The sequence below is a fragment of the Amycolatopsis orientalis genome, assembly GCF_000943515.2.
Classification (GTDB): Bacteria; Actinomycetota; Actinomycetes; order Mycobacteriales; family Pseudonocardiaceae; genus Amycolatopsis; species Amycolatopsis orientalis.
This window is the reverse complement of sequence record NZ_CP016174.1, coordinates 7,239,756-7,261,048: the sequence shown is the minus strand read 5'-3', so window position 1 is coordinate 7,261,048 and position 21,293 is coordinate 7,239,756. Positions and strand designations below refer to the sequence as shown.

Here is a 21,293-nt window from a genome sequence, read left to right as displayed (position 1 = left end):
CAGACTCCGCGCTGTGCGTGTTTACCTTGGCTCTGACCATGCCGGTTTCGAACTGAAGAACCACCTCGTGGCCCACCTCAAGGAGCAGGGTCACGACGTCGAGGACGTCGGTCCCTTCGTCTACGACGCGGCCGACGACTACCCGGCCTTCTGCATCGAGGCGGCCCGCCGGGTCGTCGCCGACGAGGGCAGCCTCGGCATCGTCGTCGGCGGATCCGGCAACGGCGAGCAGATCGCGGCCAACAAGGTGAAGGGCGCCCGCGCCGGCCTCGCGTGGAGCGTCGAGACCGCGAAGCTCACCCGCGAGCACAACCACGCCCAGCTGATCGGCGTCGGCGCGCGGATGCACACGGCCGAGGAAGCGACCGAGATCGTCGACGCGTTCCTCGCGACCCCGCCGAGCCCGGACGAGCGGCACGGACGCCGGGTCCAGCAGATCCTCGACTACGAGAACACCGGCTGGCCGCCGCCGCTGCCCGAGCACTGACATGCCCGAGGGGCACACGCTCCATCGCCTGGCACGTCTGCACAAACGCCGTTTCGCCGGTCACCCGGTCGCAGTGAGCAGCCCGCAGGGACGGTTCGCCACCGAAGCGTCCCGTTTGGACGGCCGGGTGCTGGTGAAGGCCGAGGCGTACGGGAAGCACCTGTTCCACGACTACGGTCCACACGGGACGGTGCACGTCCACCTCGGCCTCTACGGCACGTTCTCCGACGACGCCTTGCCGGTTTCGGAGCCGGTGGGACAGGTGCGGATGCGGCTGGTCGGTCCGACGCATTCCGCAGACCTGCGCGGCCCGACCCGGTGCGAACTGCTCGACACGCCCCAGGTCGACGCGATCAAGGCCCGGCTGGGCCCGGATCCGCTGCGCCGGGACGCGAAACCGGACAAGGCGTGGGAGCGGATCTCGCGATCCAAGACGTCCATCGCGGCGCTGCTGATGGACCAGTCGGTGCTGGCGGGTGTCGGCAACGTGTATCGCGCCGAGGTGCTGTTCCGGCACGGTGTCGCCCCGCTCGTCCCGGGTCGCGCGCTCGATCGCGGGCTGTGGGACGACCTGTGGGCGGATCTCGTGACGCTCATGCGGCACGGTGTCCGGGTGGGGCGGATCGACACGGTCGCGCCGGAGCATCTGCCCGAGGTCACCGGCCGCGCGCCGCGGCAGGACCGGCACGGGGGCGAGGTCTACGTCTACCGCCGCGAAGGGCTGCCGTGTCTCGTCTGCGGGACGGCGGTGCTGCGCAGCGACCTGGCCGCGCGGAACCTCTTCTGGTGCCCCACCTGCCAGCCCGCCTGACGGCCGCGCACCTCGGTCCCGGATGCCACGTGGTCTCGTGAGTGGTAAGTGTCGTTAGAACGACACTCAACACTCACGACCGGCTGCACCGACGAATCACCGCGGCCCTGGGTCCCGAACGCTATGAAAGGTCCTTTCCTCGCAAATTTTGCAAGGAAAGGACCTTTCATAGCGCTTGAAAAGACCGAAGCGGGCTAGAAGTCGAACCCGCCGCCGTCGAAGCCCCCGCCGTCAAAACCGCCACCGTCGAAGCCGCCGGCGTCCCCGCCCATGTCACCACCACCGGCGTCGCCGCCCGCGTCCGCGGCCGCGTCCTCCTGGCCCGCGTCGTATCCCGACTCCCAGGCCGACGCGCTCGCGACGCCCGCCATGCCGGAGAACATCGCGCTGAACAGCAGCATCGAACCGAGACCCCAGGCACCGGCGACGAGCGCGGGCTTCCACCACGGCTCGCTGTACCAGCCCTGCGGCACCGGACGGCCCGCCACGCGCCCACCGGGGTAGTAGTGCGGCGTCCGCTGGCTCGGGTCCGGCGAAGCCTCGTAGTGCTCGCCCTCGACGTCGACCGAGCGGTACTCGGTGACCTTGCCGGCCCGGTCGCGCTCTTCGCTGCCGGGCAACTCCGGACCGGGGTCCATGCCCATCGCGATGCGGGCCGCGCGGACGTAGTAGAGGCCCTCGATGGCGGTCTCACGCACCAGACGAGCCTGTTCGACGGTCTGCGCCTGCTCCATCTGGGAGCCCGCCGCGGTGAAGCGTTCGGACGCGTCGGCCATCGCCTGCTGGGAGGCGGTGTCCGTGCCGGTGATGTTCATGACCTGACCGCCGAGTCGCTCGACGAGGCGCCGTGCGTCCGCCTTCGCGTCGTCCAGCTGGCGCTTCTTGGCCGCCGCCTGGGATTTCGCGAAGTAGATGCCGCCGCCGACCACGACGGCGAGGAGCACGATCAGGAAGATCGCGGTGCCCATGGGTTCACTCCAGGAATCGTTCGGCCCTTTGCCCGGACAACGCGGCCGGTGCGCCGGGGGTTCCCGCCAGTGCTCCCGGTCACCGCGGGCACTGGCGGGGGAAACTAGAACACGTTATAGTTCGGCTCCATGAAGTTCACCCTGTCGATCGCGATGAATCCGCTCGATCAGCTGGGCGAGCTCGCCCGCGCCGCCGAAGAGGCGGGGTTCTCCTCGATCGCGCTCCCGGATTCCCTGTTCTATTCCGAAACCGTCTCGGCCGACTATCCGTACACGCCCGACGGCAGTCGCTTCTGGACCGAGGAGACGCCCTGGGCAGATCCGCTGATCGCGGCCGCCTCGATGGGCGCGGTCACCGAACGGCTCACGTTCTACACCTCCGTGCTCAAACTCGGCTCCCGCAACCCGGTCCTGCTGGCGCGTCAGGTCAACTCGGTCGCGGCGCTGACCGGCGGCCGGTTCGGGCTCGGGCTCGGCGTCGGCTGGTCGCCGGAGGAGTTCCGCTGGTGCGGCGCGCCGTACGAGAGGCGCGGCAAACGCGTGGACGAGGCGATCGACGTCCTGCGGCTGATCCTCGACGGCGGGATGGTCGAGTTCCACGGCGAGTTCTTCGACTTCGACAAGCTCCGGATGAGCCCGACGCCGCCGTCGCGGGTGCCGTTCTACATCGGCGGCCACACCGAGGTCGCGCTGCGCCGGGCCGCCCGCGTGGGGGACGGCTGGTCCTCGGCGATGATGAAGTTCGACGACCTGCGCGACACCATCACCCGGCTGCGCGCCCTGCTGGCCGAACAGGGCCGCGCCGACGTCCCGTTCGAGTATCAGGCCGTCTGCATCGACAAGTTCGGCCTCGACGGCTACCGCGAGCAGGGCGACATCGGCGTCACCGACATCATCACCATGCCGTGGGTGTTCGACGGTCTCGGCTTCGACGCCGAAGTCGGCCCGAAGCTCGATTCCATCAAGAAGTTCGGCGACGAGATCATCGCGAAGATCGGAGACTGAGCATGGGTGTCGACGTCTGCTGGGATCCGGCCGTCACGCAGCCCCCCGCGCGCCAGGCCGCGTACCGCTCGATGACCGCCGTGACCGCCGGGGACAAGACCGCGTGGCTGGAACTCTTCGCCGGGGACGCCGTCGTCGAGGACCCCGTCGGCCGGTCGATGTTCGACGAAGAAGGCAAAGGGCACCACGGGCACGACGGGATCAGTGCCTTCTGGGACAAGACGATCGGATGCGTCGAACGCTTCCAATTCACCATCCGCGACTCCCACGCGGCCGGTGACGAGGTCGCGAACGTCGGGACGATCACCACGGACCTCCCCGGCGGCTATCGCGTCGACACCGACGGCGTGTTCGTCTACCGGGTGCGCGAGGACGGGCTGATCGTGTCGATGCGCGCGTTCTGGGAAACCGAACGCGCGATGGCCACCGCTCGCAAGGTCGAGGAGTGATCACCGTTCGTTTCCGGGGGACACTGGTGCACGGTGACCGGGAAACCGCGCACGCCCGGGCTTGACCCCGCTTCGTAAGCACTCTTTACTCAAGATTCGTTCTACGAGTGCTCCTCCGCCGCGTACTCGTCGGATGCCTTCCCCGAGCGCGTCCAAGGAGAGAGCATGTCGGCATCCACCTTCGCGCGGCGGTGCGCCGCCCTCGCCGTCGCGGCCTTCGCACTGGCCCCGGTCCTGTCGGTCCCCGAACCCGCGCTGGCGCTGGAAAACGGCCTCGCCAGAACCCCGCCGATGGGGTTCAACAACTGGAACACCACGCAGTGCCGCGCGGAGTTCGACGAGGCGATGATCAAGGGCATCGCGGACATCTTCGTCTCGCAGGGCTTGAAGGACGCCGGTTACACCTACGTCAACATCGACGACTGCTGGGCGCTGCCCACCCGCAACGCGCGAGGGGACCTGCAACCGGATCCGAAGCGCTTTCCGGGCGGTATCAAGGCACTCGCCGACTATGTGCACTCGAAAGGACTCAAGTTCGGCATCTACACCAGTGCCGGAACCAAGACCTGCAACACCGCGGGCTTCCCCGGCGGGCTCGGGCACGAGCAGCAGGACGCGAATCTGTTCGCCTCGTGGGGCGTCGACTACCTGAAATACGACAACTGCAACAACCAGGGTGTCGACGCGCGGAAACGGTACACGGCGATGCGTGACGCGCTCGCGAAGACCGGCCGCCCGATCGTCTATTCGATCTGCGAATGGGGGCGGACCGACCCCAAGGTGTGGACCTGGGGTGAGCCGGTCGGGAACCTGTGGCGCACCACCGGCGACATCTCCGACAACTGGACGAGCATGATCGGCAAGGCCAAGGCCAACCGGGTGCTCGCACGGTACGCCGGCCCCGGCCACTGGAACGACCCGGACATGCTCGAAGTCGGCAACGGCGGCATGACCGCCACCGAGTACCGCACCCATTTCAGCCTGTGGGCGATGATGGCCGCGCCGCTGCTCATCGGCGCGGATCTGCGCAAGGCCGGTGCGGAGACGCTCGCCATCCTCAAGAACACCGACGTCATCGCCCTGGACCAGGACCCGCTGGGCAAGCAGGCGACCGTCGTGAGTTCCGACGGCGGTCTGGTCGTCTACAACAAGGTGCTGGCCAATGGCGACCGCGCGGTCGCACTGTCCAATGAGAACACTTCCACCGCCACGATCGCCACCACCGCGTCGGCGCTCGGCATCGGCGGTGCGCCCTCGTACGAGCTGAAGGACCTTTGGTCGAAGGTGACGCGGACGACCACCGGGGCGATCAGCGCTTCCGTCCCCGCGCACGGGACCGTGGTCTACCGCGTCTCCAAACGAGCAGGCGGACCGGTGACGCGGTTCGAGGCCGAGGCGGGCACGATGTCCGGCGGCGGGACGATCGACACGAACCACGCGGGCTACTCCGGGACCGGATTCGTCAACGGTGCCAACGCCGTCGGCAGCCATGTCGAGTGGAAGGTCGACGCCGCGGGTGGTCCGGTGCGGGTGAGCTTCGGCTATGCCAACGGTTCCACCGCGAGCCGCCCCGTCGACCTCTCGGTGAACGGCACGGTCGTGGCCACCGGCGTCCTGTTCCCCGGAACGGGGGCGTGGACGAACTGGAGCACGGTCACGCAGGCGCTGACCCTGACGGCGGGCACGAACACGATCCGGCTGACCGCGACGTCGGCCGACGGTCCGGCCAATCTGGACTACCTGGACGTCGTAACCGGGTAGGTTCTCCGCCATGCGAGGGTGGCTTCGCGCGGCCAAGGTCGTGCTCCTGGTGTCGGGGTTCTACGTCTTGGCCGCGCTGGTCTTCGTCCTGCTGGCCTTCGGTGGCGGCCTCCTGCTGGGCACGATCGACAACGGCCTGGTGTTCCTCGTCGCCGCGCTCGGGCTGGGACTGCTGCTCGGCGCCGGAGTCGCGGCCCTGCTGCCGTTCCGGGAGAAACCCTTCGTGCCGAACGGGATTCCGCTCTACCGCGACGACGCCCCGGAGCTGTGGGCCACGCTCACCGAACTGGCGGAGACGATCGGGACCCGGCCTCCGGACCAGGTGTGGCTCACGGCGGCACCGGGGGCGTCGGTCGTCGAGCAGGCGGGCCTGTTCGGCCTGAAGCCCGGCCGCCGGTTCCTCCTGATCGGCTACCCGGTACTCCAGGCGTTCACCCGCGCGCAGGTACGCGCGGTGCTGGCGCACGAGTTCGGCCACTACGGGCAACTGGACGGGGAGACCAGCGTGCCGGGCTACCGGGCCCACGTCGCCGTGGCGCGGATGCTCGAACGCTTCCCACGCCGCACGATCAACCCGCTGTCCTGGCTGTTCCGCGGTTACGCGCGGCTGTTCATCCTGACCCAGCGGGTCGGGAGCCGACGGCGTGAATACGGCGCGGACCAGGTCATGGGCCGGATCGCCGGACGGGTTCCGGCGCAGTCGGCGTTGCGGCTGCTTCCGTTGCTCGGTGGCGAATGGGTCCACTACTTGCATCACCACGTCGGGGCGGGGGCGGAGGTCGGACTGGCCCCCGCCGACGTCTACGGCGGCTTCGCACGGATGCTCGAAGCACGCCGCGACTGGCTCTCCACCGCCGACGCGCCCATCCGGTCACCGTCGCGCTGGGACACCCACCCGCCGACCGTGGAACGCCTGTGGGCGTTGGAATACGCGCCGGACAGGTCCGATGTGGACGAACGCCCGGCGCTGGGCCTGCTCGCCGATTCCGCGCATACCGAGGCCCGGCTCGAAGAGGCTGTCTTCGATTTCAGCGGCCGGCGCCGCCTTCCCTGGGAGGATTACCCGCGGGAGTCGGCGCTGACGCGACTGAAGGAGGAGGCCGAGGCCGCGTACCGCGCGATCGCACGGGCTTCAGGACAGCCTGTGGGAACCCTCGAAGCGCTTCTCTCGCTTCCAGGAGCGGACATCCCCGAGGAGGGGCTGGCGGCCGCCATCCTGCTGGCCGCCTGCGACGCGGGCTCGGTCCGGTTCGCGCACCGCTGGGATGACGAACCGGATTTCACCCACCCCGACGGGTCCGCCGTGGATCTTTCCGAACTCGTCGAGGATCTGCTGATCGGCGGGCCGGAAGAGATCGCGCGGGCCCGCGCGACCTTGGCGGGATTGGGGATCGACCCCGCGGCCACGGCCGGCGGCTCGGAGCGGGTCACCCCGCGCGGCTCGGCGGTGCTGGGCGGGCTGGCGAACGTGCGCTTCGACGACCGGCCGGGACATCTGCTGATCACCGAACGAGGCCTGATCTTCGTGCCCGTCGCGGGAAAGGTGCCCGACAACGGGAAACAGGGGCTGCTCGACCTGATGGCCGAAGAGCCGTTCGCGGTCGCCGCCAGGGCGGGGTCGGTCTGGCTGCCGTACGAGGAGTTGTCGCGGGTGGAAAGGCGGCGCGACATCCCGATCAAGGCGACGGTGACCCGGTACGACGGCACGGAGCACCGGATCCACGCCGTCTACACGGGCTACGTCCACGGCGAATCGCACGACACGATCCTTCGTGTGCTCAGGTGAGCCGCTCCGCACGCCGGGTCAGATACCGCTTTTCGGGTTCGCTCGCGGTCTTCCCGGCGGCCCGGAGGTAGGCCTCGCGCGCCGCGCCGGTGTCCCCGGCCAGTTCGAGCAGGTGCCCGCGCACGGAGTCGAGCCGGTGGGTCTGGTTCATCCGGCTGTCGTCGTCGAGGGTGCCGAGCAGGTCGAGACCCGCTTCCGGGCCGTGGACCTCGGCGACCGCGACGGCGCGGTTGAGCGTGACGACCGGGCCGGGCGAGACCTTCTCGAGGACGTCGTAGAGCGCGAGGATCTGGGTCCAGTCGGTGTCGGCCGCGGTGGGCGCCTCGTCGTGGACGGCGGCGATCGCGGCCTGCACCTGGTACGGCCCGACCGGCCCGGCTTCGAGGACCCCGCTCACCAGTGAAACGCCCTCGGCGATCATCTCCGCGTCCCACCGGGACCGGTCCTGGTCGGCGAGCGGGATGAGGGAGCCGTCCCCGGCCGCACGGGCGGCGCGGCGGGCGTCGGTCAGCAGCATGAGCGCGAGCAGGCCGGTGACCTCGTCCTCGCCGGGCATCAGCCGGTGCAGCAGGCGGGTCAGCCGGATCGCCTCGGCGGTGAGGTCGGCACGGTGCAGCTCGGGGCCGCCGCTGGTCGTGTAGCCCTCGTTGAAGATCAGGTACAGCACCTGGAGGACGACGCGGAGCCGGTCGGCGAGTTCGGCGGGCGGCGGGAGGACGAACTCCGCGCCCGCCTTCTTGATGGTCTGTTTCGCGCGGCTGATCCGCTGGGCCAGCGTCGATTCCGGGACCAGGAACGCGGTCGCGATCTCACCCGTGGTCAGGCCGCCGACCGCGCGCAAGGTGAGCGCGAGCTGCGACGGCGCCGAAAGGGACGGGTGACAGCACAGGAAGAGCACGGTGAGTGTGTCGTCCGAATCGGACACAGTGGACGCTTCTGCCGGTCCGGCCAGATCCATCAGCGCCGAGTTCTCCTCGCGCCGCCGCCGCGCGCTCTCGCTGCGCCATTCGTCCACCAGCCGCCGTGACGCCACGGTCGCCAGCCAGGATTTCGGGCTGTCCGGGATCCCCTGCTCCGGCCATTGCTGCGCGGCCGAGAGCAGGGCTTCCTGCACGGCGTCCTCGCAGGCGTCGAACTGGCCGTGCCTGCGCACCAGCAACCCGATGACCTGCGGGGCGAGTTCCCTGAGCAGCGCTTCCACCTGGCGTTCGTCAGTCACGACGCCAGTCTTACCGCATTTCGTCCTCTGGATGCGGTGGGTAGGCATCCAGAGGACGAAATGCGGGGTGTCAGGCGACGGGGGAGTAGTGCGAAGCGTCGCCTTCGAGGGATTCGCTCGGCACGCCGTCGATCCCCACCGGGACGTCGCCCGCCACGGTCACCCGGTTCAGGCGCCGGGGCAGGTCGTCGTAGTTGTCGACGGCGTAGTGCTGGGTGATGCGGTTGTCGAACAGCACCAGCTGGTTCGGGGCCCAGCTCACCCGGACGACGTTCTCCGGCCGCGTCACATACGACTGCAGCAGCCGGAGGATGTCCCGCGACTCGCCCTTCGACAGCCCGATGATCCGTTGCGCGAAGCCGCCGATGTACAGCCCGCGCTCGCCGGTCACCGGATGGACCCGCACCACGGGGTGCACCGTGCGGTACTTCCGCGAGATGAACACCTGACGGCGTTCCTGCTCCGCCTCGTCGATCGTCTCCGGCGCCTTCGCGTAGTCGTAGTCGTTGGTGTGCTCGGCGCGCAGCGTGTCCGCGAACGCGCGGAGCGGCTCCGGCAGGTCACGGTAGGCGGCGGCCGAGTTGGCGATCAGCGTTTCGCCCCCGTACGGCGGCACGACCAGGCTCCGCAGCGTGCTGGCCTTCGGCGGGTTGTGCACGAAGGTGACGTCGGTGTGCCACTGGTTCGCGCGGCCCCGTTCGCTGTCGACCGGCAGGATCGCGGGCTCGCCCTCGACCGACGGGACGGTCGGGTGCGCCTTCGTCAACTCCCCGAAGTACGCGGCGAAGCGCTGCTGGCCGGCGTCGTCGAGGTCGACGTCCCGGAAGACGAGCGCCTTGTGCTCGTGCAGGGCGTCGGTGAGGAAAGCGACGGTCGTGGTGTCCAGCTCGGCGGCGGGATCGACGCCGATCACCTCGGCGCCGATGCGGCCGGTGATCTTGCGGACCTCGACCTGGGTGTTGAGGGCGGTCATGCGGCGTGCTCCTTCACTGTGGTGACGGTGGTGCGGTTGACGGGCCGGGCGAGGCCGTAGTGGCCGCGCAGGGTCGTGGCGGTGTACTCGGTGCGGAACAGGCCGCGCCTGCGCAGTTCCGGCACCACGAGGTCGACGAAATCCTCGAGACCGCCGGGCAGGGTGGGCGGCATGATGTTGAAGCCGTCGGCGGCGCCTTCGGTGAACCAGTGCTCCAGCTGGTCGGCGACCTGTGCCGCGGTGCCGGCGAAGACGCGATGGCCGCGGCCGCCCGCCAGCCGTTCGATGAGCTGGCGGATGGTCAGGTTCTCGCGTCTGGCCAGGCCGGTGACCAGCTCGAACCGGCTCTGGGCACCCTCGGTGAACGTGCCGACGTCGGGCAGCGGCCCGTCGAGCGGGTACGGCGTGAGGTCGTGGTCGAGCATCGTCGACAGTTGCCGCACGCCGTACGCGGGCGTGATGAGGGCGTTGAGTTCGGCCTCGCGTTCCTTCGCCTCGGCCTCGGTGCGGCCGAGGATCGGGCTGATCCCGGGCAGGATCTTGATCTCCTCGGGCGAACGCCCGTAGTTCGCGAGCCTTCCCTTGACGTCGTCGTAGAAAGCCTTGCCCTCGGCGAAAGTCTGCTGCGCGGTGAACACCGCTTCGGCGAAGCGGGCCGCGTACTCCTTGCCGGTCTCCGACGAACCGGCTTGGACCAGCAAGGGGTGTCCCTGCACCGGACGCGGGATGTTCAGCGGGCCGCGCACCTGGAAATGCGGGCCGTCGTGGTCGATCGGGTGGATGAGGTCGGTGTCGGCGTAGACGCCGCTCGCCTTGTCGATCACGGCCGCGTCGTCGGCCCAGCTGTCCCAGAGTTTCTTGGCCACCTCGACGAATTCGGTGGCGCGTTCGTAGCGCAGCGCGTGCGACGGCCGGGCGTCGCGGTTGAAGTTGCGTGCCTCGTCCTCGCCCGCCGAAGTCACGATGTTCCAGCCCGCGCGGCCGCCGCTGAGATGGTCGAGCGACGCGAACTTGCGGGCCAGGTGGTACGGCTCGTTGTAGGTCGTCGACGCGGTGGCGATCAGGCCGATGCGCTCGGTGGCCCCGGCCAGCGCCGAAAGCAGCGTCAGCGGCTCGAACAGGGTGTGCGAGTTGTAACGGACGTTGCCCCACAACGCGACGCCGTCGGCGAGGAACAGCGAATCCAGCTTGCCGCGCTCCGCCGTGCGTGCGATGTCGACATAGTGCTTCAGGGTCGCGGCCCGGTGCGGATCCGTGCTCGGATGCCGCCAGGCCGCCTCGTGATGCCCGTTCGGCATCACGAACGCGTTGAGGTGCAACTGTTTCCTGTTCGACGTCATGCCTTCTCCTTGACACGCCAGGTGGAGAACCGCCGCTCCAGCGCGACGAAGCCCGCGTTGATGGCCAGGCCGAGCACCGACACCGTGATGATCGCGGCGTACATCTGCTGGATCTGGAAGTTGACCTGGGAGTTGTTGATCAGATAGCCGAGCCCGGCCTTGGCACCGACCATCTCGGCGGCGATCAGGATGAGGATCGAGTACGCCGCCGCCATCCGGATGCCGGTGAAGATGGTCGGCACCGCCGACGGCAGGATCACCTTCCGGAACAGGTTCGGACTGGACAGCCCGAGTGACCGCGCGGCCTTGACCAGCAAGGGATCCACGGTGTTGACCCCGGCGATCGTGTTGAGCAGCACCGGCCAGACGCAGGCGTAGACGATCAGCGCGATCTTGGACACCTCACCGATGCCGAGCAGCAGCGTGAACACCGGCAGCAGGGCCAGCGCGGCGGTGTTGCGGGCCAGTTCCAGCAAGGGGTTCAGGAACTCCGCGAGCGGCCGGTACCAGGCGATCAGCAGACCGAGCGGCACCGAGACGGCCACGGCGAGCACGAAGCCGGCGGCGGACCGGCCGAGACTCGCCAGCAGATGGTCGGCCAGCTGCCCGTTGAGGATCAGCTCCCCGAGCGCGGCGAGATCTTCCGACAGCGGCGGAAGGAAGGTCCGCGTGCCTTCGTCGAGCACGAAGCGGGGCGCGAGTTCCCAGACGGCGAGGAAGAGCAGGATCGCGGCCGAACTCCGGAAGACCTTGCCCAGCCAGGTGTTCTTCCGCCGCGGCTTCCCGATCGATTTCGCTCCGGTGTGGACAGTGGGTGCTTCGAGTGTGGCGGTCATCAGGCTGCCCTCCGGATCTCGTCGTGCAGGAGTTCCCACAGCCGGTGCCGGTGGGCCACGAACGCGGGCGCCGAACGCAGATCGTCGTTCGCGCGGTCACCGAGATCGATGTCGACGACGTCCTTGAGCCTGCCCGGCCGCGAGGTCAGCACGGCGACCTTCTGTCCCAGGTAGACGGCTTCTTCGATGCTGTGGGTGATGAACACGATGGTCTTGCCGGTGCGTCCCCAGATCCGCCGCAGTTCTTCTTGCAGCAGTTCGCGGGTCTGCGAGTCCAGTGCGGCGAACGGCTCGTCCATCAGCAGCACGTCCGGGTCGTAGGCGAGGCTCCTGGCGATCGCGACGCGCTGCTTCATGCCACCGGAAAGCTGATGCGGGAGGTGGTCTTCGAACCCGGAAAGCCCGACCAGATCGAGGAATTCCCGTGCCCGTTCCGCACGCTGCCGTTTGCCGAGCGTGCCGCCTTCGAGGCCGAATTCGACGTTGGCGCGGGCGGTGCGCCAAGGGAACAGCGCGTACTGCTGGAACACGACCCCGCGATCCAACCCCGGTCCGTTGACGGGTTTCCCGTCGATCAGCACCTCGCCGGAGGTGGGGTCCGCGAGCCCGCCGAGCAGGTCGAGCAGGGTCGACTTCCCGGATCCGCTCGGCCCGACGAGGGACAGGAACGTGCCGTCCTCGATGTCCAGTGAGACGTCGTCCAGTGCGGTCAGGTCGCCGAAGGTCTTGGTGACCGAGCGCAGGCTGATCTTGGCGGTCATGCGCCACCGCCGTCGCGGTAGGGGTTGAACTCGTTGGTGTAAAGCTTCTTCAGGTCGATCTGGTCGTTCTTGATGAACCCGGACTGTTTGAGCCAGCCCGCCCAGAGCGTGTAGTCGTTGTCCGAGATCAGGCCGCCCTTGGTGATGCCGACGCTCTTCCAGTACTTGAGCGTTTCGGTGTTCTCGTTGCGGCCGCGGTTCTGGATGATCTTGGTGAACCTCGCGATGACCTCTTCGCGGGGCGTCGTGCGTTCCCATTCGATCGCCCTGGCCACCCCGGTGACGAAGACCTTCGTGGTTTCCGGGTACTTCTTGATGAAATCGGTCCTCAGCACGTACGGGCCGCCGTTGTACGGCCCGAACGCCTCGACGTCCTTGACGATGGGCCGCACTCCGCCGGCGGCGACGGCGCGGTCCTGCAGGACGCCGTTGAGCGCGGCGACGTCGATCTGCCCGTTGCGCAGGGCCTGTTCGGTGTTGATCGGCGGGAGGACGACCAGTTGCACCTGGTCGATCTCCGCGTCGGAGAGGCCGCTCCGCTTGAGCCAGGTGTCGAGCGCGGCTTCGAGGTTCGCGCCGACGGTGTTGACGCCGACCTTCTTGCCGATCAGGTCCCGCGGCGTGCGGATCGGGCTGTCGTCCTTGACGTAGAAGCCGAGGAAGGACTTCTCGTCGGAGCCGTAGTAGTTGACGACCGCCTTGATCGGCGCGCCCGCTTCGACGAGTTTCACCACCGCGCCGGTGAAGGCGCCGCCGAAGTCGGTCTGGTCGGTCGCGGCGGACTGGATGTCCTGCGGGCCACTGATCGTGTTGCCGACCCATTTCAGTTTCACGGGGCCGAAGTAGCCGAGATCCTCGGCGAGTTCGGGCAGGGTGACGGCGTTCGCCGAACCCTGGTAACGGAGTTCGAGTTTCTCCGGCTGCCCGGCGGTGCCCGCCGGGCTCGCGGAGGCGCCGCAGCCCGACAGCACCAATCCGGCGAGGAGCGCGGTGAGCAAGGGTACTGGTTTCTTCACGGTGGGCTCTTTCGTTCGGGTTCGCGTCGTCGAAGATGATTCTTCGCAGGCCCGCACGTGAGCGTCAATTTTGCGATTTAGTGAAGTAACTCCGGCGTCAGGAGGCGTTGGCGAGCTTCGCGAAAAGCGGATCTTCGTAGCAGGCGTTCAACATGACCGCGGCACCCGCTGTCGCCAACTCGGTTCCCGGAAAGCTCGACGCCACAACGTTTTCAGTCGGGTTCTGGCAGATCCAGGAGCGCCGTCCGACCTCGTCCCGGATCGTGGAAAGGCAGCCTTCGACGTCGCGTACACTCTGGTCGAGCACGATGAGGATTTCCGGATTGAGGACGTCGAAGAGCAATGCGGCGGCCTGTCCGATAATTCTCGCGCGCTCATGGAAAAGGGCTATGGCGCCTTTGTTCCCGGATGCCGCCGAATGGAGTACATCGGTGAAAACCGGTTCTTCGACCAGTCCCGCTTCGAACGCCTTACGGGCGACCGTGCGCTCGGAAACCGTGGCTTCGAGACAGCCGGACCGCCCGCAGCGGCAGGGCTCGTCACTGTCGTCGACCCGCAAATGCGCGACGGCGCCCGCCGCCGACCTCGGTCCATGATGGACGGTGCCGCCGGTGGCGAAGGCGGCGTCGACGACGTTGCCGGTGAACAACTGCACCACACTGCTGCGCGTCCTCGGCTGCCCCAGCAGGCGTTCGGCGTGGATCAGCGCCCGCGAATGCCCGTCGACCCGGACGTCGAGACCGGTGACCTCCGTGAGCAGATCGCGCAACGGGACCCCGCGCCAGCCGAGCAATCCGTGCTCCACCACCGTCCCCGACGCCCCGTCGACCCACCCACCGGTCGCGACCCCCAGCCCGAGCGGCGCGCGCTCCGGCGCGTGTCCGATGAGGAGGTCGTCGAGCAGCTCCGCGATCTGCGCGGCCTGCACCGCGGGCTCGGCGCCGTGATGCGGCACTTCCTGCTGTACCAGCACTTTCCCGCGCAGATCAAGAAGCCCGACGGTGAGATTGTCGACCGCGATATGCGCTCCGCACACCACGAACCGTCCTGTGTCGAGATCGACCGGTACATGCGGCCTGCCGACCGCGCCCGCGACCTCGGGCAGCTCGCGAAGGAAGCCGCGGTGCATCAGCTCCGCCACATGCCCGGTGACGGCCGCCGCGCTCAGCCCGGTGCGGCGCGCGATGGTGCTGCGCGCTATCGCCCCTTCGTCCAGCACCACGCGGAGCACCGCGCTGGCACTGGCGCTCCGCCTGCCGGTCACGGTGCCGATGTTCGCAAGCCGGTGCGGGTGGGCCCAGTGCTCTCAAGATGCGGGAGCTGGTCAGGCGGTCAGCGCGCGGTAGAACTTGGCGCTGCGCTCACAGCGGTCCTCGTACCCTCGCGCCCGGTAGAAGGCGTGAGCGCCGGTCCGGTGGCGGGAACTGCTGACCTCCATGGCGATACAGCCCCACCGCAGCGCCTCCGCTTCGGCGACGGCGACCAGTTCGCGGCCGACCCCGGTACCGCGCTGGGACTCGTCCACCACCAGGGCCACGATCCGCCCCACCGAGCCTTCCCGCTCGAAAAGCGGGATCGCGACGACCGCGACGACACCGACCACCGTGCCGTCCGACTCGGCGACGAAGGCGGCGCCTTCGGGATGACGCTCCCAGCGTTCGAGCCGGCGGCGCACGTCATCCACGTCGTTGTCCGGGTAGCCCAGCTGGACGAGCAAGGGGGTCACGGCGGGGGCGTCGGTGGTGAGTGCCTGGCGGATCTCCATGATCGCCATTAAAGCGGAGGGTCACTGGACGCCGCGCCAGATCACGGATCGGGCCCACCGAGCCCAACGAGGGCGAAATCCGCAGGTCAAAGACCTTGAGTCGGGATGACAGGATTTGAACCTGCGACCCTCCGCTCCCAAAGCGGATGCGCTACCAAGCTGCGCCACATCCCGGGTCACACTCCCCGCGGCCGGATCTCCCGGGGGGTGTGCGCACAGCCTAGCGGGTGACGCTAAACTACTTTCGCACCCGGTACTCCGGGGCATGCGGGTGTAGCTCAATGGTAGAGCCCTAGTCTTCCAAACTAGCTACGCGGGTTCGATTCCCGTCACCCGCTCCATCGCTTCACAGCAGAACCCGCAGGCCACTGACCTGCGGGTTCTTTCGTTCCGGCACAGGTCAGGTGGCGGCCGGAGGCTTGTTCTGCAAGCGGGTCCAGAGGTCGTTGAGCGGCTTGGTTCCGGCGCCCACGACCAGACCGGTCACCAAGAGGTCGAGCCAAAAGGCGACCTGGCGCCCTTGGCGGTCGGTGATGGCGTGGAGCAAGGTGATGTTCGTGCCGGCGGCCAGCAGGCAGGCGAGTCCGGTGGCGAGGCCCCAGGTCACGATGGCGGTCCTGTTCCTCGCCTTGTTCAGGGCGACCGACGCGGCGTTTGCCCCTGTCTGGTCTCCCGCGGCCTGAGCGTTCTGGAGAGCGGCTGCGGGGACGGCGGAGTCCGGCCCGAGAGCCGGGGCGAAGGGCTGGATGAACCGCTCGATGGCGAGTGCCATGACGAAGAGCAAGGCGAAGGCGTTGAAGCTGGTCGCGATCTGCGGCTGGGCGGCGTCGCCCCAAGCCTGATGGACCACGAGCACCGCGAGAAGGTAGCCGCTGAGCAGGAAAGCGAACCCGGCGGCGATGGTGGAGAAGTTCGGCATGGCGACTCCTTTCGAGAAGTTAGGGAGGAGTCGCGACCGGAGCTCAGGTGTTACGGAGCGTGTAACAATCGGGGATGATTCGTTACTCGGCGTACGGATCTGGGTTTGGTCGCGGTGTGTGGAGGATTTGGGACGTTCAACGTCCCAAATCCTCCACGCTCGGATCACGCCATCGCTTGACCCGGTGCCATGAGTCCACGCGTACCTAAACAGGGGCTGATTTGAGTACTTTGCGCGTTCTCGCGCTGGGATCGAGAATGCCCCCGCGCAAAGCGCTCAAATCGGACACGTAGCGGAGCAAAGCGTCCTTTGTGGACGATTGGCGCCGTGATCGGCTTACGCCACGAAGCGCCTGCCTCGGCAGGCGGAACAGCCTCGCCTTACCCCTCAATAACCCGAAGCGTCAGTCCGCGTCCGAGTCCACCACGACCTGGGAGAGGCCGCTGGAGGCCGCGTCCGCCTCCAGGTGCACCGCGATCAGGTCCAGCAGCTTGTCCGTGTCCACCGGCTTGGTCACGTAGTCGTCCGCTCCCGAGGCGAGGGTCCGTGCTTTGTCCTCCGGGGTCGCCTTCGCGGTGACGGCGATCACGGGCAGGTCCTCATGGGCGGCTTCGGCGCGGATCGCGGTGATCGTGGCGTTGCCGTCCAGTTCGGGCATCATCACGTCCATCAGGACGAGGGCGGTGTCCTCGTGCCGTTCCAGGGCCCGGATGCCCGCGACGCCGGTCTCGGCGTAGATGACCTCCAGCCCGTTGCGTTCCAGCACGGCGGCCAGCGCGAAGACGTTCCGCAGGTCGTCGTCGACGATGAGGATCTTCTCGCCGTGGAACCGCAGCGACGGCTTCGCCGGGGTCACCTGCGGGACGGCCATGATCAGCGGGACCCCGCCCGCCTGCGTGGTCGGGACGACCAGGTTCGACGCGCTCACCGGCAGGTACAGGGTGAACGTGCTGCCCTTGCCGGGTTCGCTGCGGACGCGGAGTTCGCCGCCGAGCAGTTCCGTCAGCTGCTGGCTGATCGACAGGCCCAGCCCGGTGCCGCCGTACTTGCGGCTGGTGGTGCCGTCGGCCTGGCGGAACGCGTCGAAGATGATCGCGAGCTTGTCCGGCGCGATGCCGATCCCGGTGTCCTCGACGGCGAACGCGAGGACGCCGGGGGCCTGGCGGAGCGAGTCGGCTTCGACCTCGCCCGGGTCGGCCATCCGGATGTGCAGGCGCACGCCGCCCTCGTCGGTGAACTTCGCCGCGTTGGACAGCAGGTTCCGCAGCACCTGCTGCACGCGGTGTTCGTCGGTGTGGATCGACGAAGGCACCGGCGGGTCGATCAGGACGGCGAACTCCAGGCCCTTGTCCGAGGTGAGCGGACGGCAGATCGATTCGACGTACTCGACCAGTTCGGGCAGCGTGACGTCGGACATCTGGAGGTCCAGGTGACCGGCCTCGACCTTGGCCATGTCGAGGATGTCGTTGATCAGCTGCTGCAGGTCGCTGCCCGCCGAGTAGATCGTCCGCGCGAACTGGACCTGCTTCTCCGTCAGGTTCCCGTCCGGGTTCTCCGAGAGGAGTTTCGCCAGGATCAGCGCGCTGTTGAGCGGAGTCCGCAGCTCATGCGACATGTTCGCCATGAACTCGGATTTGTACTGCGACGCCATGGTCAGCTGCCCGGCGCGCTCTTCGAGTTCCTGCCGCGCCTGCTCGATCTCGCTGTTCTTGACCTCGATGTCGCGGTTCTGCTGGGCCAGCAGTGCCGCCTTCTCCGCCAGATCGGTGTTGGAGCGGCGCAGTTCCCGTTGCTGTGCCTGCAACTGCTCGGACCGCGCGCGCAGTTCCTGTGCCAGGCGCTGGGATTCGGTCAGCAGCGCCTCGGTGCGCGAGTTGGACTGGATGGTGCTGACGTTGACCGCGATGGTCTCTTTCAGCTGCTCCAGCAGGTCGATGTGGACGGTGCTGAAGGCGTTGATCGTCGCCAGTTCCAGCACGCCGAGCACCTCGCCCTGGAACAGCACCGGCAGCACGATCACGTTGACCGGGGCGGCCGAACCCAGCCCCGAGGAGATGAGCGCGTACTCCGGCGGCGCCTCGTGGACCAGGATCGTGCGACGGTCGACCGCGGCCTGTCCGATGAGCGATTCGCCGGGGGCGAACCGCAGACCGGCCTGGGACTTCGCCAGCCCGTAGGTGGCGATGCTCTCCAGAACCGTCTCCTCCTGCTCGTCCTCGCGGGCGAGGAAGAACGCGCCCTGCTGCGCGGACACCAGCGGGGTCAGCTCACTGAGGATCAGCGACGCCACGGACGCCAGATCGCGGTGGCCCTGCATGAGCGCGGACAGCCGGGCGAGGTTGGTCTTGAGCCAGTCCTGTTCGCGGTTCGCGCGGGTGGTCTCCTTCAGGTTCGCGATCATCTGGTTGATGTTGTCCTTGAGTTCGGCCACCTCCCCGGACGCGTCGACGGTGATGTGCCGAGTCAGATCGCCGGCGGTCACCGCGGTGGCCACCTGCGCGATCGCCCGCACCTGCGTGGTCAGGTTCCCGGCCAGTTGGTTCACGCTCTCGGTCAGCCGCGACCACGTGCCCGCGACACCGGGCACCTCCGCCTGACCGCCGAGCGTGCCGTCCGTGCCGACCTCGCGGGCGACACGGGTGACTTCGGAGGCGAAGGACGACAGCTGGTCGACCATCGTGTTGATGGTCGTCTTGAGTTCGAGGATCTCGCCGCGCGCGTCGATGTCGATCTTCTTCGACAGATCGCCCTGCGCCACCGCGGTGGTCACGGTCGCGATGCTGCGGACCTGGCCGGTCAGGTTGTCGGCCATGACGTTCACGTTGTCCGTCAGCGCCTTCCACGTGCCCGCCACGTTCGGCACGCGGGCCTGGCCGCCGAGGATGCCTTCGGTACCCACCTCGCGCGCGACCCGGGTGACCTCGTCGGCGAACGCGCGCAGCGTCTCGACCATGCTGTTGATCGTCTCGGCGAGCACGGCGACCTCGCCCTGCGCGTCGATCGAGATCTTCTTCGACAGGTCGCCGTTCGCCACCGCCGTCGTCACCGTGGCGATGCTCCGCACCTGGTCGGTGAGGTTGTCGGCCATGACGTTGACGTTGTCGGTGAGGTCCTTCCAGGTCCCGGCGACGCCGCGCACCTGCGCCTGGCCGCCGAGTTTCCCTTCCGTACCGACCTCGCGCGAGACTCGCGTGACCTCGTCGGCGAAGGCCGAGAGCTGGTCGACCATCGTGTTGACGGTGTTCTTGAGTTCGAGGATCTCGCCGCGCGCGTCGACGATGATCTTCTGCGTCAGGTCGCCCTTCGCGACGGCGGTGGTGACCTGGGCGATGTTGCGGACCTGGTCGGTCAGGTTCTTCGCCATGAAGTTGACGTTGTCGGTCAGGTCCTTCCACGTCCCGGCCACGCCGGGCACCTGTGCCTGGCCGCCGAGGCGCCCGTCACTGCCGACCTCGCGCGCGACCCGGGTGACCTCGTCGGCGAACGAGGACAGCTGGTCGACCATGGTGTTCAGGGTGTTCTTGAGTTCGAGGATCTCGCCCTTGGCGTCGACGGCGATCTTCTGCGAGAGGTCGCCCTTCGCCACCGCCGTGGCCACCTGGGCGATGTTGCGGACCTGCGCGGTGAGGTTGTTCGCCATGAAGTTGACCGAGCCGGTGAGGTCGCGCCACGTCCCGGCCACGCCGGGGACCTGCGCCTGCCCGCCGAGCTGACCTTCCGTGCCGACCTCGCGCGCCACCCGCGTGACCTCGTCGGCGAACGAGGACAGCTGGTCGACCATCGTGTTGACGGTCGTCTTCAGTTCGAGGATCTCGCCGCGCGCGTCGACCGTGATCTTCTGCGTCAGGTCGCCCTTCGCGACGGCGGTGGTGACCTGGGCGATGTTGCGGACCTGGTCGGTCAGGTTGTCCGCCATCTGGTTCACCGAGTCGGTGAGCCCGCGCCAAGTACCCGCCACGCCCGGGACCTCGGCCTGGCCGCCGAGACGGCCTTCGCTGCCGACCTCGCGCGCCACTCGCGTGACCTCGTCGGCGAACGAGGACAGCTGGTCGACCATGGTGTTGAGGGTGTTCTTGAGTTCGAGGATCTCGCCCTTGGCGTCGACGTTGATCTTCTGCGAGAGGTCGCCCTTGGCCACCGCGGTGGCCACCTGGGCGATGTTGCGGACCTGGTCGGTCAGGTTGTCCGCCATCAGGTTGACCGAGTCGGTGAGGTCGCGCCAGGTGCCCGCCGCGCCGGGGACCTGCGCCTGGCCGCCGAGACGGCCTTCGCTGCCGACCTCCCGGGAGACGCGGGTGACTTCGTCGGCGAAGGCCGAGAGCTGGTCGACCATGATGTTGACGGTGTTCTTGAGCTCCAGGATCTCGCCGCGCGCGTCGACGTTGATCTTCTGGGTCAGATCGCCTCGCGCCACCGCGGTGGTGACCTGGGCGATGTTGCGGACCTGGTCGGTCAGGTTGCTGGCCATGACGTTGACGTTGTCGGTCAGGTCACGCCAGGTACCCGCCACGCCCGGGACCTCGGCCTGGCCGCCGAGACGGCCTTCCGTGGCGATCTCGCGGGCCACTCTGGTGACTTCGGTCGCGAACCGCGAAAGCTGCTTGATCAGGCCGTTCAGCGTCTTCGCGACCTCGGCGAACTGACCCTGCAGCGGCCGCCCGCCGACCTCCAGCGGCATCGTCTCGGACAGATCGCCCTCGGCGACCGCCCCGAGGACCCGGTTGAGTTCGGCCGTGGGCCTGCTCACGTCCTCGATCAGCCCGTTCACGACGTCGACCGCGGTCGCCCAGCCGCCGGGGCCGATCTCGGCCGCGACGCGCTCGGTCAGCCTGCCTTCCTTGCCGACCGCCTCGCGGACCCGCAGCAGCTCGGTCACCAGCCGCTGGTTGCGTTCGGCGATGTCGTTGAAGGCGACGGCGAGCTGGGCCGTGATCCCGTCGCCATGCGCCACGAACCGCCGCCGGAAGTTGCCGTCCCCGAGGTCGCGGGCCGCCGCGAGCAGGCGTTCCAGGGTCGCTTCGTCCACCTGGCCGCCACCACCTTCCGCGCGGGTCCGGTCCCTTTGGGAGTGCTGTGTCATCTGTGTCGACCCTCTCCGCCACGCATGCCAAGCCATGGTCGTCGCATCAGCGTGCCATGATTCGACCTACACTTCGAGCCAGTCCGCCCGCTCACACTGCGCTACCCGCAAGGCAGG

At 68.4% G+C, this 21,293-nt stretch carries 17 protein-coding genes and 2 tRNA genes; 7 read left to right on the top strand and 12 right to left on the bottom strand.

Features of this window, described 5'->3' with window-relative positions:
• The first annotated feature begins 13 nt into the window (after window positions 1-13).
• Window positions 14-487: a ribose-5-phosphate isomerase gene (locus SD37_RS31525; protein WP_037319502.1), complete on the top strand. Its 474-nt coding sequence runs from the start codon at window positions 14-16 to the stop codon at window positions 485-487.
• A 1-nt stretch (window position 488) separates the two neighbouring features.
• Window positions 489-1,298, top strand: coding sequence for an Fpg/Nei family DNA glycosylase (locus tag SD37_RS31520; protein ID WP_044855924.1), 810 nt, complete (start codon window positions 489-491; stop codon window positions 1,296-1,298).
• A 194-nt stretch (window positions 1,299-1,492) separates the two neighbouring features.
• Here the strand turns inward: SD37_RS31520 and SD37_RS31515 are convergent, their stop codons facing one another.
• Window positions 1,493-2,266, bottom strand: coding sequence for a hypothetical protein (locus tag SD37_RS31515; RefSeq protein WP_044855925.1), 774 nt, complete (start codon window positions 2,264-2,266; stop codon window positions 1,493-1,495).
• Window positions 2,267-2,395: 129 nt separating this feature from the next.
• On the opposite strand from SD37_RS31515, the gene SD37_RS31510 reads away from it, so the two are divergent.
• The 4 genes from SD37_RS31510 (at window position 2,396) to SD37_RS31495 (ending at window position 7,267) form a co-directional block, all read left to right on the top strand.
• Entirely contained in the window at window positions 2,396-3,271 is an 876-nt protein-coding gene (locus tag SD37_RS31510) for an LLM class F420-dependent oxidoreductase (protein WP_044855926.1), read from the top strand.
• A gap of 2 nt (window positions 3,272-3,273) precedes the next feature.
• Entirely contained in the window at window positions 3,274-3,720 is a 447-nt protein-coding gene (locus SD37_RS31505; protein WP_044855927.1) for a nuclear transport factor 2 family protein, read from the top strand.
• A 165-nt stretch (window positions 3,721-3,885) separates the two neighbouring features.
• Complete coding sequence (locus tag SD37_RS31500) at window positions 3,886-5,481, top strand: carbohydrate-binding protein (RefSeq protein WP_044855928.1); 1,596 nt, start codon at window positions 3,886-3,888, stop codon at window positions 5,479-5,481.
• 10 nt (window positions 5,482-5,491) lie between these two features.
• Window positions 5,492-7,267: a M48 family metalloprotease gene (locus SD37_RS31495; RefSeq protein ID WP_044855929.1), complete on the top strand. Its 1,776-nt coding sequence runs from the start codon at window positions 5,492-5,494 to the stop codon at window positions 7,265-7,267.
• Here the strand turns inward: SD37_RS31495 and SD37_RS31490 are convergent.
• From SD37_RS31490 to SD37_RS31450, 9 genes are all read right to left on the bottom strand, one after another.
• Window positions 7,260-8,486, bottom strand: coding sequence for an RNA polymerase sigma factor (locus tag SD37_RS31490; RefSeq protein ID WP_044855930.1), 1,227 nt, complete (start codon window positions 8,484-8,486; stop codon window positions 7,260-7,262). The two genes, SD37_RS31495 and SD37_RS31490, sit on opposite strands and share 8 nt — an antisense overlap.
• 70 nt (window positions 8,487-8,556) lie before the next feature.
• Window positions 8,557-9,459: a TauD/TfdA dioxygenase family protein gene (locus SD37_RS31485; RefSeq protein ID WP_044855931.1), complete on the bottom strand. Its 903-nt coding sequence runs from the start codon at window positions 9,457-9,459 to the stop codon at window positions 8,557-8,559.
• Window positions 9,456-10,799: an LLM class flavin-dependent oxidoreductase gene (locus SD37_RS31480; RefSeq protein WP_044855932.1), complete on the bottom strand. Its 1,344-nt coding sequence runs from the start codon at window positions 10,797-10,799 to the stop codon at window positions 9,456-9,458. Before SD37_RS31480 ends, SD37_RS31485 begins: the two co-directional genes overlap by 4 nt.
• Window positions 10,796-11,635, bottom strand: coding sequence for an ABC transporter permease (locus tag SD37_RS31475; protein ID WP_044855933.1), 840 nt, complete (start codon window positions 11,633-11,635; stop codon window positions 10,796-10,798). The genes SD37_RS31480 and SD37_RS31475 overlap by 4 nt, the downstream gene beginning before the upstream one ends.
• A complete protein-coding gene (locus SD37_RS31470; RefSeq protein WP_044855934.1) occupies window positions 11,635-12,396 on the bottom strand; it encodes an ABC transporter ATP-binding protein in 762 nt (253 codons plus the stop codon). Before SD37_RS31470 ends, SD37_RS31475 begins: the two co-directional genes overlap by 1 nt.
• Complete coding sequence (locus SD37_RS31465; RefSeq protein WP_044855935.1) at window positions 12,393-13,412, bottom strand: ABC transporter substrate-binding protein; 1,020 nt, start codon at window positions 13,410-13,412, stop codon at window positions 12,393-12,395. Before SD37_RS31465 ends, SD37_RS31470 begins: the two co-directional genes overlap by 4 nt.
• A 97-nt stretch (window positions 13,413-13,509) precedes the next feature.
• Complete coding sequence (locus tag SD37_RS31460; protein ID WP_044855936.1) at window positions 13,510-14,676, bottom strand: ROK family protein; 1,167 nt, start codon at window positions 14,674-14,676, stop codon at window positions 13,510-13,512.
• Between the two features lie 60 nt (window positions 14,677-14,736).
• On the bottom strand, window positions 14,737-15,177 hold the full coding sequence (locus tag SD37_RS31455; protein ID WP_044856045.1) for a GNAT family N-acetyltransferase: 441 nt from the start codon (window positions 15,175-15,177) through the stop codon (window positions 14,737-14,739).
• A 100-nt stretch (window positions 15,178-15,277) separates the two neighbouring features.
• Window positions 15,278-15,351, bottom strand: a tRNA-Pro gene (locus SD37_RS31450).
• A gap of 93 nt (window positions 15,352-15,444) precedes the next feature.
• Between SD37_RS31450 and SD37_RS31445 the strand changes: the two genes are divergently transcribed.
• Window positions 15,445-15,518, top strand: a tRNA-Gly gene (locus tag SD37_RS31445).
• Window positions 15,519-15,577: 59 nt separating this feature from the next.
• Here SD37_RS31445 and SD37_RS31440 read toward each other — a convergent pair.
• Both SD37_RS31440 and SD37_RS31435 read right to left on the bottom strand, forming a co-directional pair.
• Window positions 15,578-16,096, bottom strand: coding sequence for a hypothetical protein (locus SD37_RS31440; RefSeq protein WP_044855937.1), 519 nt, complete (start codon window positions 16,094-16,096; stop codon window positions 15,578-15,580).
• A 403-nt stretch (window positions 16,097-16,499) separates the two neighbouring features.
• Window positions 16,500-21,122 (bottom strand): HAMP domain-containing protein, encoded by a 4,623-nt coding sequence (locus SD37_RS31435; protein WP_145926774.1) that lies wholly within the window; start codon window positions 21,120-21,122, stop codon window positions 16,500-16,502.
• Window positions 21,123-21,293 lie beyond the last annotated feature (171 nt).

Bases quoted from the DNA above. Each gene is read 5' to 3' on its own strand.
- SD37_RS31520 (WP_044855924.1), top strand. From the start codon at position 489: ATGCCCGAGGGGCACACGCTCCATCGCCTGGCACGTCTGCACAAACGC.
- SD37_RS31515 (WP_044855925.1), bottom strand. From the start codon at position 2,266: ATGGGCACCGCGATCTTCCTGATCGTGCTCCTCGCCGTCGTGGTCGGC.
- SD37_RS31510 (WP_044855926.1), top strand. From the start codon at position 2,396: ATGAAGTTCACCCTGTCGATCGCGATGAATCCGCTCGATCAGCTGGGC.
- SD37_RS31505 (WP_044855927.1), top strand. From the start codon at position 3,274: ATGGGTGTCGACGTCTGCTGGGATCCGGCCGTCACGCAGCCCCCCGCG.
- SD37_RS31500 (WP_044855928.1), top strand. From the start codon at position 3,886: ATGTCGGCATCCACCTTCGCGCGGCGGTGCGCCGCCCTCGCCGTCGCG.
- SD37_RS31495 (WP_044855929.1), top strand. From the start codon at position 5,492: ATGCGAGGGTGGCTTCGCGCGGCCAAGGTCGTGCTCCTGGTGTCGGGG.
- SD37_RS31485 (WP_044855931.1), bottom strand. From the start codon at position 9,459: ATGACCGCCCTCAACACCCAGGTCGAGGTCCGCAAGATCACCGGCCGC.
- SD37_RS31480 (WP_044855932.1), bottom strand. From the start codon at position 10,799: ATGACGTCGAACAGGAAACAGTTGCACCTCAACGCGTTCGTGATGCCG.
- SD37_RS31475 (WP_044855933.1), bottom strand. From the start codon at position 11,635: ATGACCGCCACACTCGAAGCACCCACTGTCCACACCGGAGCGAAATCG.
- SD37_RS31470 (WP_044855934.1), bottom strand. From the start codon at position 12,396: ATGACCGCCAAGATCAGCCTGCGCTCGGTCACCAAGACCTTCGGCGAC.
- SD37_RS31455 (WP_044856045.1), bottom strand. From the start codon at position 15,177: ATGGAGATCCGCCAGGCACTCACCACCGACGCCCCCGCCGTGACCCCC.
- SD37_RS31440 (WP_044855937.1), bottom strand. From the start codon at position 16,096: ATGCCGAACTTCTCCACCATCGCCGCCGGGTTCGCTTTCCTGCTCAGC.